The sequence below is a fragment of the Streptomyces turgidiscabies Car8 genome, from assembly GCF_000331005.1.
Taxonomy (GTDB): Bacteria; Actinomycetota; Actinomycetes; order Streptomycetales; family Streptomycetaceae; genus Streptomyces; species Streptomyces turgidiscabies.
This window is the reverse complement of the sequence record NZ_AEJB01000392.1, coordinates 1-13,871: the sequence shown is the minus strand read 5'-3', so window position 1 is coordinate 13,871 and position 13,871 is coordinate 1. Positions and strand designations below refer to the sequence as shown.

At 70.7% G+C, this 13,871-nt stretch carries 13 protein-coding genes; 7 read left to right on the top strand and 6 right to left on the bottom strand.

The window, feature by feature from the left end; all coding sequences use genetic code 11:
* Window positions 1-22 precede the first annotated feature (22 nt).
* From STRTUCAR8_RS28810 to STRTUCAR8_RS28795, 4 genes are all read left to right on the top strand, one after another.
* Window positions 23-688 carry an SDR family NAD(P)-dependent oxidoreductase gene (locus STRTUCAR8_RS28810; protein WP_006379610.1) on the top strand — a complete coding sequence of 222 codons (666 nt, stop codon included), beginning with the start codon at window positions 23-25 and terminating at the stop codon, window positions 686-688.
* 17 nt (window positions 689-705) lie between these two features.
* The gene (locus STRTUCAR8_RS53515; protein WP_006379614.1) at window positions 706-1,245 is read left to right on the top strand and encodes a cyclophilin-like fold protein; all 540 of its coding nucleotides are present in this window, start codon (window positions 706-708) and stop codon (window positions 1,243-1,245) included.
* A gap of 101 nt (window positions 1,246-1,346) precedes the next feature.
* Window positions 1,347-2,603: an MFS transporter gene (locus STRTUCAR8_RS28800; RefSeq protein WP_006379620.1), complete on the top strand. Its 1,257-nt coding sequence runs from the start codon at window positions 1,347-1,349 to the stop codon at window positions 2,601-2,603.
* A gap of 311 nt (window positions 2,604-2,914) precedes the next feature.
* Window positions 2,915-5,062: an alpha-galactosidase gene (locus STRTUCAR8_RS28795; protein ID WP_044473067.1), complete on the top strand. Its 2,148-nt coding sequence runs from the start codon at window positions 2,915-2,917 to the stop codon at window positions 5,060-5,062.
* A 49-nt stretch (window positions 5,063-5,111) separates the two neighbouring features.
* On the opposite strand, the gene STRTUCAR8_RS28790 is transcribed toward STRTUCAR8_RS28795, so the two are convergent.
* The 6 genes from STRTUCAR8_RS28790 to STRTUCAR8_RS28765 all read right to left on the bottom strand — a co-directional run bounded on the left by STRTUCAR8_RS28790 (window position 5,112) and on the right by STRTUCAR8_RS28765 (window position 10,409).
* Window positions 5,112-5,999: an SMP-30/gluconolactonase/LRE family protein gene (locus tag STRTUCAR8_RS28790; protein ID WP_044473066.1), complete on the bottom strand. Its 888-nt coding sequence runs from the start codon at window positions 5,997-5,999 to the stop codon at window positions 5,112-5,114.
* Between the two features lie 15 nt (window positions 6,000-6,014).
* Window positions 6,015-6,935: a sugar kinase gene (locus tag STRTUCAR8_RS28785; RefSeq protein WP_234372612.1), complete on the bottom strand. Its 921-nt coding sequence runs from the start codon at window positions 6,933-6,935 to the stop codon at window positions 6,015-6,017.
* A 50-nt stretch (window positions 6,936-6,985) separates the two neighbouring features.
* A complete protein-coding gene (locus tag STRTUCAR8_RS28780) occupies window positions 6,986-7,606 on the bottom strand; it encodes a bifunctional 4-hydroxy-2-oxoglutarate aldolase/2-dehydro-3-deoxy-phosphogluconate aldolase (RefSeq protein ID WP_006379613.1) in 621 nt (206 codons plus the stop codon).
* Window positions 7,607-7,688: 82 nt separating this feature from the next.
* On the bottom strand, window positions 7,689-8,834 hold the full coding sequence (gene dgoD, locus STRTUCAR8_RS28775; protein WP_006379611.1) for a galactonate dehydratase: 1,146 nt from the start codon (window positions 8,832-8,834) through the stop codon (window positions 7,689-7,691).
* Window positions 8,831-9,595, bottom strand: coding sequence for a FadR/GntR family transcriptional regulator (locus STRTUCAR8_RS28770; RefSeq protein ID WP_006379619.1), 765 nt, complete (start codon window positions 9,593-9,595; stop codon window positions 8,831-8,833). The genes dgoD and STRTUCAR8_RS28770 overlap by 4 nt, the downstream gene beginning before the upstream one ends.
* A 70-nt stretch (window positions 9,596-9,665) precedes the next feature.
* A complete protein-coding gene (locus STRTUCAR8_RS28765) occupies window positions 9,666-10,409 on the bottom strand; it encodes an SDR family NAD(P)-dependent oxidoreductase (protein ID WP_100247696.1) in 744 nt (247 codons plus the stop codon).
* 165 nt (window positions 10,410-10,574) lie between these two features.
* On the opposite strand from STRTUCAR8_RS28765, the gene STRTUCAR8_RS28760 reads away from it, so the two are divergent.
* The 3 genes from STRTUCAR8_RS28760 (at window position 10,575) to STRTUCAR8_RS28750 (ending at window position 13,820) form a co-directional block, all read left to right on the top strand.
* Complete coding sequence (locus STRTUCAR8_RS28760; RefSeq protein WP_006379609.1) at window positions 10,575-11,918, top strand: ABC transporter substrate-binding protein; 1,344 nt, start codon at window positions 10,575-10,577, stop codon at window positions 11,916-11,918.
* A 64-nt stretch (window positions 11,919-11,982) separates the two neighbouring features.
* Complete coding sequence (locus tag STRTUCAR8_RS28755; protein WP_006379618.1) at window positions 11,983-12,894, top strand: carbohydrate ABC transporter permease; 912 nt, start codon at window positions 11,983-11,985, stop codon at window positions 12,892-12,894.
* Entirely contained in the window at window positions 12,891-13,820 is a 930-nt protein-coding gene (locus tag STRTUCAR8_RS28750) for a carbohydrate ABC transporter permease (protein WP_006379617.1), read from the top strand. Before STRTUCAR8_RS28755 ends, STRTUCAR8_RS28750 begins: the two co-directional genes overlap by 4 nt.
* The last annotated feature ends 51 nt before the right edge of the window (window positions 13,821-13,871 follow it).

Genomic DNA, 13,871 nt, shown 5'->3' with positions numbered 1-13,871 from the left:
CCCTCCTGGAACAAGGACCACCGTGACCACTTTCGCCATCGTCGGTGCCGGACCCGGCCTCGGGCTCGCCACCGCCCGCCGCTTCGGAAACGCCGGCCACAGCGTCGCCCTCATCGCCCGCGACACCCAGCGCCTGGACGACCTCACGTCCGAACTGGCCCGCGACGGCATCGAGGCCCGCGGCTTCGCCGCCGACGTCCTCGACATCGAGTCCCTGACCTCTGCCCTGTACGCGGCCGGTACCTCGCTGGGGACCGTCGAAATCCTCCAGTACAGCCCAGTGCCCCGCGCCGACTTCATGAAGCCGGTCCTGGAGACCAGCGCCGACGACCTCGCCGCGCCCCTCGCCTTCTCCGTCAAGGGCCCGGTCACCGCGGTGAACGCCGTCCTGCCCGGCATGCGCGAACTCGGCCGCGGTACCGTCCTGTTCGTCAACGGCTCCAGCGCCGTACGCCCCAACCCGAACGTGGCCGGCACCTCCGTCGCCTTCGCCGCCGAGAGCGCGTACGCCCGCATGCTCCACGACACACTCGCGCCGCAGGACATCCATGTCTCCCAGCTGATCGTGCCGGGCGCCATCCGGCCCGACGCCGAACACAGCAGCCCCGACGCCCTGGCCCGGCGCCTGTACGACCTCCACACCGAGCGCGACGGCTTCCGCCACTACTCCGAGCCCCTGCCCGACTGAGATCCCGGAGCACTCCCATGAACTCCGCCGCCCGCCGCGCGCTGGTCCGCACCGCCCCCGCAGTCGCTCTCCTGCTGGCCTCGATCGCCTGCACCAGCGGATCGACGGGAGCCACGCCGGTTTCCGCGTCCTCCGCGCCGACGTCCTCGGGGCAACAGCAGGCGTCCTCATCCGCCGCGCCCAGTGCATCAGCAGACAGGAACACCGCCATGGCCATCCGGGTCACCCTCGACGGCCGGCCCGTCGACGCCACTCTCAACGACAGCCCTGCCGCCCGCGACTTCGCCGACCTGCTCCCGCTCATCCTGGACCTGGAGGACTTCCACCAGACGGAGCGAATCGCGGACCTGCCGCGCAGGCTGACCACGTCCGGCGCCCCGGACCCAGCCGTGCCCCGGGCCGGTGACCTGGCCTACTACGCGCCCTGGGGCAATCTGGCTCTCTACTACCGCGACGGCGACTCCGCCTCCGCCGACCTGCTCATCCTCGGCCACATCGACGCAGACGCCGACCGGCTCGGCACGGCCGACCGCATCACCGTCGAAGCCGCCTCCTGACCTCTGGCAGCCAAGTGGCCGCCCCCGTCCGCTCCGACGGTCTCCCCGTCCCCGTGACCGCATTCCGCTTCCGCCGTTCCCGCTCAAGGAGAGACACACGCATGCCTTCCACATCCGGGACCACCCCCGGCAAGCTCCCCTTCGTCGTCTGGGTGCTGGCCGCAGGTACGTTCCTGATGGGCACCACCGAGTTCGTCATCGCCGGACTCCTGCCGGAGCTGTCGGCCGGTCTCGGTGTGAGTACCTCGCAGGCCGGGCTGCTGATCACCGCCTTCGCCGTCGGCATGATCATCGGGGCGCCGACCATGGCGATGGCCACCCTGCGTCTGCCTCAGCGCCAGACGCTGATCATGGCCCTGGCCGTCTTCAGCCTCGGTCACGTGGTGGCGGCCCTCAGCACCTCCTTCACCGTCGTCCTCGCCGCTCGCGTCGTCACCGCGCTGGCCACCGGAGCGTTCTGGTCCGTCGGCTTCGTCGTCGCCACCACCGCAGCAGGCCCCCAGAGGGCCACGCGCGCGACCGGCGTCATGATCGGCGGACTCACCCTGGCCAACGTCGTCGGTGTGCCGATCGGCTCCTTCGCCGGCCAGTTCGTCGGCTGGCGCGGCCCGTTCTGGGCCCTGGCCGCCCTCTCCGCACTCGCCGCCGCCTTCATCGGCCGCTTCATCCCCGCCCAGGAACAGCGCGCCACCGTCTCCCTGCGCGCCGAGTTCGGCGCCCTGCGCCAGGGCCGCCTCTGGCTGGCGCTGGCCGCGGCGATGCTGATCATGGGCGGTGTCCTCGCGACCTACAGCTACGTCACCCCGCTGCTGACCGACCGCGCCGGCATCCCCGCAGGCGCCGTACCGTTCGTCCTCATCGCCTTCGGCGTCGGCGCCCTGGGCGGCACCACTACCGGCGGCCGGCTGGGTGAGCGCCGCCCGATGGCCACCACCATCACCGCCGCCGCGGCCACCGCCCTGGTCCTGTTCCTGATGATCCCGCTGTCCACCAACGCGGTCACGGCCACCGTCCTCGTCTTCCTCATGGGCCTGACCGGCTTCACGGTGAACCCCGTCGTCACCGCACTCGCCATGCGCTATGCCGGCGACGCCCCCACCCTCACCTCCGCGCTGACCACCTCCGCCTTCAACGTCGGTGTCGCCGGCGGCTCCTTCATCGCCGGCGTGGCCCTGGACTCCCCCCTCGGGCTGACCGGTCCGGCCCTGGTGGGCACGGTCATCGCCGTACTCACCCTGCTCCCGCTCATCGCCCTCGCCGTCCGTGGCGCCTCCGGCGGGAGCCGCATCGTGGCTCAGCGCACTGCTCCGGCCCACGCGCCGGACGACGTACGCGCGCAGACACCGTCGCGCCGCTGAGGCCGGTCGGCACACGGCTGCCACGAGCCGACGCGCTGCTCCTTCAGCGACACCGTCCACGAGCAGGCGACCGGTCCCAAGAAGCTGATGGTGGTTCCCGGGGCGCGGCACATCGACCTCTACGACCGCACCGACCTGATTCCGTTCGAGGAGCTGGAGGAGTTCTTCGCCAGGAACCTCGTCTGATCACCGGACCGCGGCCGGCGCGCTTCAGGTCCCCCGAGACCGGGAGCGGGAAGAGGAACGGGAACGGGGCGAATCCGCACGAACTGAAGCCCCGCCATGCGATCCGAAAGAAAGAGAGTCCGCCCATGACGACCCCTGCCGCAGCCGAAAGTCTCATCCATCTCCGGGCAGCAGGTGTGAGCCTGGTGCTCGACCTGAGAGGCACCGGTCTGCCCACGGTGCTCCACTGGGGCGCGGACCTCGGCGACCTCACCCAGGACGAGCTGTCGCAGCTGGCCGAGGCCGTCACCATGCCGAACATCGCAGGTTTCGACGACGTCGTACCGCGGGTCGCGCTGCTGCCGGAGCACGGTGCCGGATGGCCCGGGCAGCCGGGGCTGACCGGGCACCGCCAGGGCGCCGACTGGTCCCCGCTGTTCACCCGCGAAACGGTGGAGGCCGACGGCCTCTCGGTACGGATCCGGGCCACCGACGAGGCCGCCCGGCTCAGCCTCGTCCTGGAAGCCGGACTCACCCCGTCCGGGCTGGTGCGGATACGGGCGGCCGTGCGCAACGACGACACGGTACGGCCGTACACGCTCGACGGGCTGATGCTCGCGCTGCCGGTCCCCGGCGCCGCCACCGAACTGCTCGACCTCACCGGCCGCTGGTGCCGTGAACGCGCGCCGCAGCGCCACCCGTTCAACGCCGGCACCTGGTTGCGCGAGACCCGCAGCGGGCGCACCGGCCCCGACGCCGCCCTGGTCCTGGCGGCCGGCACGCCGGGCTTCGGCTTCGGCAGCGGCGAGGTGTGGGGCCTGCACATCGCCTGGAGCGGCAACCACCGGATCCTGGCCGAGCGGCTCCCCTCCGGCCGCCCGGCCATCGCCGCCGGTGAACTGCTGCTGCCGGGCGAGGTGATCCTCGGCCCGGGGCAGGAGTACACCGGCCCGTGGCTCTACGGCTCCCACAGCGACCAGGGCCTCGACGGCCTGTCCGCCCGCTTCCACGACCTCCTCCGCGCCCGCCCCGGCCACCCGCACCGGCCCCGGCCGGTGGTCCTCAACACCTGGGAAGCCGTCTACTTCGACCACGACCTCGACAAGCTCATCCACCTCGCCGACCTCGGCGCGCAGGTCGGCGTGGAACGCTTCGTCCTGGACGACGGCTGGTTCCGCCACCGCCGCGACGACCGGGCAGGACTCGGCGACTGGTACGTCGACGAGACCGTCTGGCCGAACGGACTGCACCCCCTCATCGAGCACGTCCGCGCGCTCGGCATGGAGTTCGGCCTGTGGGTCGAACCGGAGATGGTCAACCCCGACTCCGACCTGGCCCGCGCCCACCCCGAATGGATCCTGGCCACCGGCGGCCGCACCCCCGCCGACCGCCGCTCCCAGCAGGTGCTGGACCTCACCCACCCCGAGGCGTACGCCCACATCCTGGAGCGACTCGACGCCCTGCTCACCGAGTACGACATCGCCTACCTCAAGTGGGACCACAACCGTGAGCTGGTCGACGCCGGCCACTCACCGGAAGGTGAACCCGCCGTCCACCGCCAGACCCTCGCCGTCTACGCCCTGCTCGACGAACTGCGCACACGCCACTCCGGCCTGGAGATCGAATCCTGCGCCAGCGGTGGCGGACGTGTCGACCTCGCCATCCTCGACCACACCGACCGCGTCTGGGCCAGCGACTGCAACGACGCCCTGGAACGACAGTCGATCAACCGGTGGACCCAACTGCTCCTGCCGCCCGAACTCGTCGGCTCCCACATCGGCGCCGCCCGCTCCCACACCACCGGCCGCACCCACGACCTCGCCTTCCGGGCCGGCACCGCGCTCTTCGGCCACCTCGGCATCGAATGGGACCTCACCCGCGCGAGCGCGGGCGAACGCGCCGAACTCGCCCGCTGGGTCGCCGTCCACAAACAGTTGCGCGGCCTGCTGCACACCGGCCGTGTCGTGCGTATCGACCATCCCGACCCGGCGCTGTGGGCCCACGGCGTCATCTCCCACGACCGGACGGAAGCCGTCTTCGCTCTGGCGTCCATGGCGACCCCGGTCGCCGCCCACGCGGGCACGCTACGGCTGTCCGGCCTCGACCCGGACACCACGTACCGCCTGCGACCGCTGCCCCCGGGCGATCACGCACCCGGCATGGAACGCGGCACCCCCGCCTGGTGCACCAAGGACGGCATCACCCTGCCCGGCAGGGTCCTGGAACGCGTCGGCATCCAGATCCCCGGCCTCCACCCCGAACAGCTGATCCTGCTCCACGTCACGAGCCGCTGAGCCTCCGCCGCCCGGCTCGAAGCCGACGGGCTGCTCGCCGGGGGACGTCTCAGCGCCGGCCTCGCCAGGAGCAGGCCGCCGTCCCCCTCACCGCCACGGGAACCGTGAGCACCGACCCGTCGGCCGGGGTCGGGTTCTTCACCCCGTACCGGGCCGTGGTGACGAAGAGGCGGTTGTCGTCGGGGTGCAGGCACACCGACGTGGGATGCGGGGCGGGGACGGCCACGGTGCGAAGAAGGTGCCCTTCGGGGTGGTAGCGGCGGACCGTACCGGCGCCCCACAGCGCGACCCACAGGCAGCCCTCCTCGTCGACGGTCATGCCGTCGGGGCTGCCTTCGCCGTCGCGCAGTCGGGCGAAGGTGTCGGGGCCGTCGGAGAGGTCGCCCGAGACGGGATCGACCCGGCAGCGCAGGACGGTGCCGGCGGCTGTGTCGGCGAAGTACATGGTCGCGCCGTCGGCGGTGAACGCCGGGCCGTTGGCGATGGTCAGGCCGTCGAGGACGCGTACGACCGTGCCGTCGAGGCCGGTTCGGTAGAGCGAGCCCGCGCCGTGGGTGCCGTCGTAGGCCATGCTGCCTGCCCAGAAGCGGCCGGCGGGGTCGGCGACGCCGTCGTTCATCCGGCTGGGGACCGGCGTACGGTCCTCCGGGCGGTCGAGCCATTCCAGTGCGCCGTCGGCGGTGAGCAGTGCGATGCCGGTGCCCGCGGCGGCGATCCACGTGTCAGGTCTGTCCTGGACCGGTGCGACGGCGCCCAACGGCACGTCGAGTGCGGCCAGTTGGCGCGGAGTCCCGGGTTCGGTGTCAGCACGCAGCTCGAAGAGCCGCCCGCTGAGGATGTCGACGTACACATACCGGCCGTCGACCCACCGGCCGCCCTCGGCGAGCTCGTACCCTCCGTCCACGAGTACCGCCGCGGACGCTGCCGTTGATGTCATGTTCGGTCTCCCACGTCAGCGGATGGTCGTGCCGTCGGGCTCGTCGAGCAGCCCGAGTTCGTCCCGCGTCGGAAGGCCTTCCCAGTCGCCCCGGGTGGCGACGGCGAAGGCGGCGGTGGTGACGGCTCGGTGGAGACGGGCCGGGACGTCGGCGCCGTCGAGGACTCCGGACAGGTATCCGGCCACGAAGGCGTCGCCAGCGCCGACCAGATCGACCGCCTCGACCTGTCGTGCCGCGCGGTCGGTCGCCCCGTCGGCGGTGAAGCTGGTCGCGCCACGCGCGCCGCGCTTGACGACCACCTCGGCGACCCCGGCGGCCAGGATGCCGCGCACGGCCTCGGATTCGGCCGCGCCGGGTCGTTCCAGCACCAGTGGCAGCTCGTCCTCGGACGCGATGAGCAGGTCGGTACGCTCCAGGAGCGGCCGGAGGGCCGTGCGGGCCTCGTCGGTGGTCCACAGCCGGGAGCGAAAGTTGACGTCGAGGCACACGGTGACGCCGGCGTCCCGGGCTGCCGCGGCGGCGGCCGGCGCGGCCTCCGCCGCCGAGGCGCTGAGCGCCGGGGTGATGCCGGTCAGATGCAGGATGCGGGCGCCGGCGGCCAGCGCGGGCAGGACGTCGGCCGGTGAGACGGCCGAACCCGCCGATCCGGCACGGTAGTAGCTGACGCGGGTGAGCGTGCCGAGGCGGGGTTCGGTCAGCAGTAGTCCCGTGGGGCGGCCGGTGTCGTCGGTGACGGCGTGGTCGATGTCGACGCCCTCGGCGCGCAGGGTGCGCAGGACCAGCGCGCCGAGTTCGTCCGCGCCGACGCGCCCGGCCCAGCGCACCCGGTGGCCGAGCCGGGCGAGGCCGATCGCGACATTGGACTCGGCTCCGGCCACGGACAGGCCGAGGCTGCCGCCGAGCCGCAGTGCACCGTGGGCCCGCAGGGCCGCCATGGTCTCGCCGAAGGTCACCACGTCGGTCGCGGCCTGGCCGACCCTTGTCGTCACGGTGTCTCCCCTGCGGCCACCTTGCGGAACTCGGCGGCACGGGCGCGGAGTTGGCCGAGGTCGCCGCCGTCGGCGGCGTCCCCGACGAGCGGGGAGCCGACGCCGACGGCGATGGCACCCCGGTCCAGGTAGTCGCGGGCGGCAGCCGCGTCCACTCCGCCGACGGGCACGAAGGGCACCTCGGGGAACGGGTCGCGCAGGGCCTTCAGATAGCCGGGGCCGCCGAAGGATCCGGGGAAGAGTTTGATCGCGTCGGCGCCCCGGGCGAGAGCGGCTTCGACCTCGGTCGGGGTCAGGGCGCCCATCAGCACGGGTACGCCGTACGCCGCCAGACCGTCGACCAGTGCCGGGGTCACCAGGTAGGACGCACCGGCGTCCACGGCACGGGCGGCGTCGGTGGCCGAACGGACGGTACCGGCGCCGAGGAGCGCGGCGGGGCCCAGTTCGGCGCGCGCCCGCCGGATGACCTCCAGGGCGTCCGTGGTGGTCAGTGACACCTCGACGGCCTCGATGCCCGACTCGGCGAGGGTACGTACGGTGCGCAGTGCCGCCTCGGGATCCTTGCCGCGGACGATCGCCAGCAGGCGGTGGGCGCGGAGCGATTCCACCAGGTTCATGGGAGCGAACTCTCCTCGGTCATGACTCGGTTGTGACTGTGGTGACTCGGTTGCGGGGTTCGGTGGCCGTGAGCGGCGGGGCTCACCATTCGGTGAACGCCCCGTCGGGGCCGCGCCATACGGGGTTGCGCCAGCGGTGACCGCTCTCGGCGGCGTGGCGTACCGCCTTCTCGTCGATCTCGACGCCGAGACCCGGGCGGGTGGAGGCGACGGCGTATCCGTCCTGGAAGCGGAAGGGTTCGGGGTCCATCACGTACTCCAGCAGGTCGGACTGCTGGTTGTAGTGGATGCCCATGCTCTGTTCCTGGATGAGGAAGTTCGGTACGGAGAAGGCGATCTGGAGGCTCGCGGCCAGGGCGATCGGGCCGAGGGGGCAGTGGGGGGCCATGGTGACGTCGTACGTCTCGGCCATGGCCGCGATACGGCGGACCTCGGAGATGCCGCCGGCGTGCGACAGGTCGGGCTGGGCGACGGCGATGCCGCTGGCCAGGACGTCGCGGAAGTCCCAACGGGAGTAGAGGCGTTCGCCGGTGGCGAGCGGGATGCTGGTGCACTCCACCAGGCTGCGCAGGTTGGCCGAGTGTTCCGGCGCGACGGGTTCCTCGACGAACAGCGGGTGCAGCGGCTCCAGTTGGGGCAGCAACCGACGCGACATGGCGGTGGAGGCGCGGCCGTGGAAGTCGACGGCGATGTCCCGCTCGTCGCCCAGCACCTCGCGGACGGCGGCGACGCGTTCGACGACTTCGGCGGTGCGGGCCGGGGTGTCGATCGGGCCGAGTTCGGCCGAACCGTTCATCTTCACGGCGGTGAAGCCGGCCTTCATCTGCTCCTCGGCCAGTTCCGCGACCTCGCCGGGGCGGTCGCCGCCGATCCAGGCGTACATGCGGACGCGGTCGCGTACCGGGCCGCCGAGGAGGCGGTGCACCGGCACACCGTAGGTCTTGCCGGCGATGTCCCACAGTGCCTGGTCGATGCCGGCGACGGCGCTGGAGAGGATGGGGCCGCCACGGTAGAAGCCGCCCTTGGTGAGCACCTGCCAGTGGTCCTCGATGCGCAGCGGGTCCCGGCCGACGAGGTAGTCGGCCAGTTCGTGGACCGCGGCACGTACGGTCTCGGCGCGGCCCTCGACGACGGGCTCACCCCAGCCGGTGACGCCCTCGTCGGTGGCGACGCGCAGGAACAGCCAGCGCGGAGCCACCAGGAACGTCTCAAGTCCGGTTATCTTCAAGGAACTTCCTTCGGCGGCGTGTCGGTCGCGACATCGGCGGCGCGGTCTTCCGTGTCCTGCTTGTCTTCCCCGGCCTGTACGGCGGCCAGGTCGTCGGAGGCCTGGGCCAGGAGCGAGGCGACGGCCGCCTCGGCGGCGTCCGGGTCACCCGCTTCCACGGCGTCGACCAGTTCCTGGTGCACGGGGATGGAGTCGGAGAAGTGCTGGGCGCCGTGCACGATCCGGTCGCGGACGCGCAGGCCGGCTTCGATGACGACCTCCATCCGGCTGAGCAGTTCGTTGTGGGCGGCGTCCAGCAGGGCCCGGTGGAAGGCGAGGTCGGCCTCGACCATCGCAGCCGCGTCACTGCCCGCCGCCGCCATCGCGGCCAGTGCCTGCCGCATCGCGTCCAGGTCGGCCGGGGTACGACGGGTCGCGGCGAACCGGGCTCCGGCGGGCTCGACGATGGCGCGTACCTCGGCGAGGTCCTCCAGGAAGGCGTCGGTCGGTGCGCTGCTGCCCTGCCAGCGCAGGAGGTCGCTGTCGAGCAGGTTCCAGTCGGCGCGCGGCCGGATGGTCGTACCGCGTTTCTGCCGTGACTCCAGCAGTCCCTTGGACGCGAGCACACGCATCGCCTCGCGGACCACGGTCTTGCTGACGCCCAGCTCTGTCTCGAAGTTGGCCGGGTCCACCACGGAGCCGGGAGGGTAGTCGCCGCGGATGATGCGTCGGCCCAGTTCCTCAACCGCTTGGCCGTGCAGCCCCCTACCGGGATGGATCACCGTGTTCTCCGTTTCTCTTGCGGTCCTGTTCGCTCAGGCCGCGCACGGCCCACCTCGGGGTGCGCGTCCTTCACGAGGACTCCTTCATGACGCTCCATCCTCCATCAACCACCAGGCTCGCTCCGGTCACATAGGAGGCGTCCGCCGATGCCAGGAAGGCGACGGCGGCGGCCACCTCCTCCGGCTGCCCGAACCGCCTCGCCGCGGTGGCGGCCACACTGCGTGCCCGGTCGGCCTCCGGGATGCCGTCCCAGGCGGCGGTGAGGATGGGACCGGGCAGCACGGTGTTGACCCGGATGTCGGGTCCGTACTCGACGGCCAACTGCCGTCCCAGCGAGCAGAGCGCGCCCTTCGCGGCGGCGTAGGCGGCGTGGCCCGGCAGGCCGATGACCGCGTGCACCGAGGAGGTGAGGACGACCGAGCCGGAGGCCTCGCGCAGCATGACCGAGAAGGTCTTCATGGCCCGCCAGGCCGGCTTGAGGAGCACGGCCATCTGACCGTCCCACTCGGCCTCGCTCAGCTCGTGGGCGGGCTTGTTGACCTGGGTGAAGGCGTTGCTGTGCAGGATGTCGAGGCGCCCGTGACGCTCCTCGACATGGCGCGCCAGGTTCTCCCAGTCGGTGGCCGAGGTGACATCGCAGCGTACGTACTCCGCGCGCCCTCCGCTGTCCTCGATGTCCGCGGCGAGTGTCTTGCCCGCCGCGTCGTCCACGTCCGTGACCACGACGGTCGCGCCCTCGGCCGCGAGCCTTCGTGCCGTGGCCGCGCCGATGCCGTGCGCACCGCCGGTGATCACGGCCACGCGTCCAGCCATCCTGTGGCACTCCGTCATCGTTTGCCTCTTCCCTTCGGCTTTCTGCCCCCACCATAGCTGTTTCAATTAATTATGAATATATCTTGACGGGGTCGCGATGCCGCTCCAAGCTGACCGGCATGCACCAGGCACCCCCAGTACGAAGCTAGGAAGGACCTCCACCCCATGAGCCGCACCACACATCTCCGCAGAAGCCGGGGCGCACTCGCAGTGACCCTTGCTGCCGCCTCCCTGTTCGTCTCCGCCTGCGGAGGGTCGAGCGATTCGCAGGACAAGGCACAGGCCCCCGCGAAGCCCGGCCAGAAGGTCGACCTGCGCTTCTGGTCGTGGGTTCCGGGCGTCGACAAGGCAGTCGACAAGTGGAACGCCACCCACCCGGACGTCCACGTCAAGCTGGAGAAGATCCCGTCGGGCAGCGCCGGCGGCTACGCGAAGATGCGCGCCGCGCTCAAGAGCGGCAACGCGCCCGATCTGGCGCAGGTGGAGTACCAGGAGATCCCCTCGTTCCTGCTGGAGAAGGGCCTGGTGGACCTGTCCGAGTACGGCGCGGACAAGGACCGGTCGAAGTTCGTGGACTGGCAGTGGCAGCAGGGCGTCTTCGGCGACAGCGTCTACGCGATCCCCCAGGCGTCCGGGCCGATGGGCATGTTCTACCGCTCCGACCTGTTCAAGAAGTGGAACATCGAGCCGCCCACCACCTGGGACGAGTACGCCCAGGCGGCGCAGAAGATCCACGACGCCGACCCGAAAGCCTCCATCGGTACCTTCCCGCCCGGCAACTCCGCCTGGTTCACCGCACTCGCATGGCAGGCCGGCGCCAAGTGGTTCGGCGTGAACGGCGACACCTGGACGGTGAACATCAACTCCCCGCAGACCCTCAAGGTCGCCGCCTACTGGGACGAACTGCGCACCAAGAAACTGATCAAGACCGAACCCGACTTCGCCAACGGCTGGTACAAGGACCTGCAGACCGGTTCCATCACCTCATGGGTCAGTGCCCAGTGGGGCGACGCCATCATCAGCGGAAACGCTCCCAAGACCACCGGCAAATGGTCGGTGGCACCCATGCCGCAGTGGACCAAGGGCGCGAACGCCTCCGCGAACTGGGGTGGCTCCTCCACGGCCGTCCTCACGGGCGCCAAGCACATCCCCGAGGCCCTGAAGTTCGCCGAATGGCTCAACACCGACCCCGCGAGCGTCGACCTGCTGCTGCAGGGCGGATACGGCTGGCCCGCCGGGGCCGACGCGTACAAGGGCTCCTCGCTGGACAAGCCGTCAGAGTTCTACGGAGGCCAGAAGTACAACGAGGTCTTCGCGCAGGCGGACAAGAACATCGACACCTCGTGGAAGTGGATTCCGACGATCGACGCCACCTACCAGCACCTCAACGACGGCTTCCAGGCGGCCATCGCGGGCAAGGGCTCGTTCGTCTCCGCGGTCCAGCAGGCACAGAAGCAGACCGTCGAGGACCTGAAGCGGAAGGGTCTGAAGGTCTCCACCGGCAAGTGACCACCTCCGGAGGGTGCGACACGGCCGCCGCCGTTCTCCCCTCCGGACTGCAGAAAGAACCCTGATGCCCACCCGCACCCGCGCACCCCGCCGCCGCAGAAACCTGGCACCCTTCGCCTTCGTCGCGCCGTTCCTCCTGCTGTTCCTGCTGGCCTTCGCCCTCCCCATCGGCTACGCCGTCTACCAGAGCGTCATGGACGTCGAGTACACCGGAGCCCTGGGGCTTGGCGGCAGCCATACCGTCTTCGTAGCGCTGGACAACTACACCGACGCGTTGTCCGATCACACCTTCATGCGCAGCGTCGGCCGCGTACTGCTGTTCGCGGTCGTCCAGGTACCGGTGATGGTCGTGCTGGCCACCGGGCTCGCACTGCTGCTGGACAGCGCGTCGGCCAGAGGCGTGCGGTTCTTCCGCGCCGCCTTCTTCCTGCCCTACGGCATTCCGGGCGTCATCGCGTCCATCCTGTGGGGCTTCCTGTACGTCCCGGGAGTCAGCCCTCTCGTGGACGGCATGAGCCACCTGGGAATATCGGTCGACCTGCTGGGCGGAAACACGGTTCTGTGGTCCATCGCGAACATCGTCACCTGGGAGTTCGCCGGCTACAACGTCCTGGTTCTCGTCGCCCAGTTGCGCACCATCCCCACGGAGCTGTACGAGGCCGCCCGCATCGACGGCGCCAGTGCGTGGGAGACGGTCCGGCACGTCAAACTGCCGCTGCTGCGCCCGGCGCTGATCCTCACCACGGTCTTCACCATCATCGGCACGCTGCAACTGTTCGCGGAGCCGCTGGTCCTCAAGCCCGTCTCGTCGAGTATCGACAGCGCCTACACCCCCAACCTCAGCGCCTACAACGAGGCGTTCACCAACGACAACTACCACCTCGCCGCCGCCGAGGCGGTGCTGCTCGCCCTCGCCGCGTTCGTGCTCTCCTTCGGGTTCCTGCGGCTGGTCAACAAGAAGGGTGGGGACGCGTGAGTCTCCAGACATCGCCCCGCACGGTCCCGCCACGGGGCGAGACGCCGGCCTCCGACGACGGCACGACGCCGCGCAGCGACATCACCGGGGTCACCACGCGCAGTCGCATCCTGGTCACCGGCCTGCTCGTGGCAGCCGCCGGGTACTTCCTGCTCCCGGTGTACTGGCTGATCGTGGCATCCACCAAGTCCACCGGCGACCTGTTCGGCAGCTTCGGATTGTGGTTCTACCATCCCCAGTTCTGGAGCAACCTGCACCAGGTGGTCACCTACGACCATGCGATCTACCTGCGCTGGGCCGCCAACAGCGTGCTGTACGCAGGCGTCGGCGCGGGCGTGGCGACGCTGCTGGCCGCGATGTCCGGCTACGCGCTGGCCAAGTTCTCCTTCACCGGCCGCGACACGATCTTCAACATCGTGCTGGGTGGCGTCCTGATCCCCGCCACGGCGCTGGCGCTGCCCATGTACCTGCTGTTCAGCAAGGCAGGCCTGGCCAACACCTACTGGGCCGTACTGCTGCCGAGCTTCGTCAGCCCCTTCGGCGTGTACCTGTGCCGGATCTACGCCGCGGCGTCCATACCGGACGAGCTGCTGGAGGCGGCCCGCATCGACGGCGCTGGAGAGGTCCGCATCTTCTCGGTCGTCGCTCTGCGCATCATGACGCCCGCTCTGGTGACCATTTTCCTTTTCCAGTTCGTCGGCATCTGGAACAACTACTTCCTGCCGCTGGTCATGCTTTCCGACTCCAAGCTGTACCCCATCACCCTCGGTCTGACGTCGTGGCAGTCCTTCGCCGACCGCCAGCCGCAGCTCTATCAGCTGACCGTCGGAGGCGCCTTTGTCTCCGTCGTCCCTCTGATGATCGCCATGGTCGCGCTGCAGCGCTTCTGGCGCAGCGGTCTGACCGAGGGCAGCGTCAAGGGCTGAGCCGCCGCCGGTTCCGCGATGGCTCGCGTCGGCGACATCCCCGAAGAGGGG

Coding starts and splice junctions, on each gene's coding strand:
- STRTUCAR8_RS28785 (WP_234372612.1), bottom strand. CDS start 6,935: ATGGCGGCCCTGCGGGCCCACGGTGCACTGCGGCTCGGCGGCAGCCTC.
- STRTUCAR8_RS28760 (WP_006379609.1), top strand. CDS start 10,575: ATGAGCCGCACCACACATCTCCGCAGAAGCCGGGGCGCACTCGCAGTG.
- STRTUCAR8_RS28755 (WP_006379618.1), top strand. CDS start 11,983: ATGCCCACCCGCACCCGCGCACCCCGCCGCCGCAGAAACCTGGCACCC.
- STRTUCAR8_RS28765 (WP_100247696.1), bottom strand. CDS start 10,409: ATGGCTGGACGCGTGGCCGTGATCACCGGCGGTGCGCACGGCATCGGC.
- STRTUCAR8_RS28800 (WP_006379620.1), top strand. CDS start 1,347: ATGCCTTCCACATCCGGGACCACCCCCGGCAAGCTCCCCTTCGTCGTC.
- STRTUCAR8_RS28780 (WP_006379613.1), bottom strand. CDS start 7,606: ATGAACCTGGTGGAATCGCTCCGCGCCCACCGCCTGCTGGCGATCGTC.
- STRTUCAR8_RS28790 (WP_044473066.1), bottom strand. CDS start 5,999: ATGACATCAACGGCAGCGTCCGCGGCGGTACTCGTGGACGGAGGGTAC.
- STRTUCAR8_RS53515 (WP_006379614.1), top strand. CDS start 706: ATGAACTCCGCCGCCCGCCGCGCGCTGGTCCGCACCGCCCCCGCAGTC.
- STRTUCAR8_RS28795 (WP_044473067.1), top strand. CDS start 2,915: ATGACGACCCCTGCCGCAGCCGAAAGTCTCATCCATCTCCGGGCAGCA.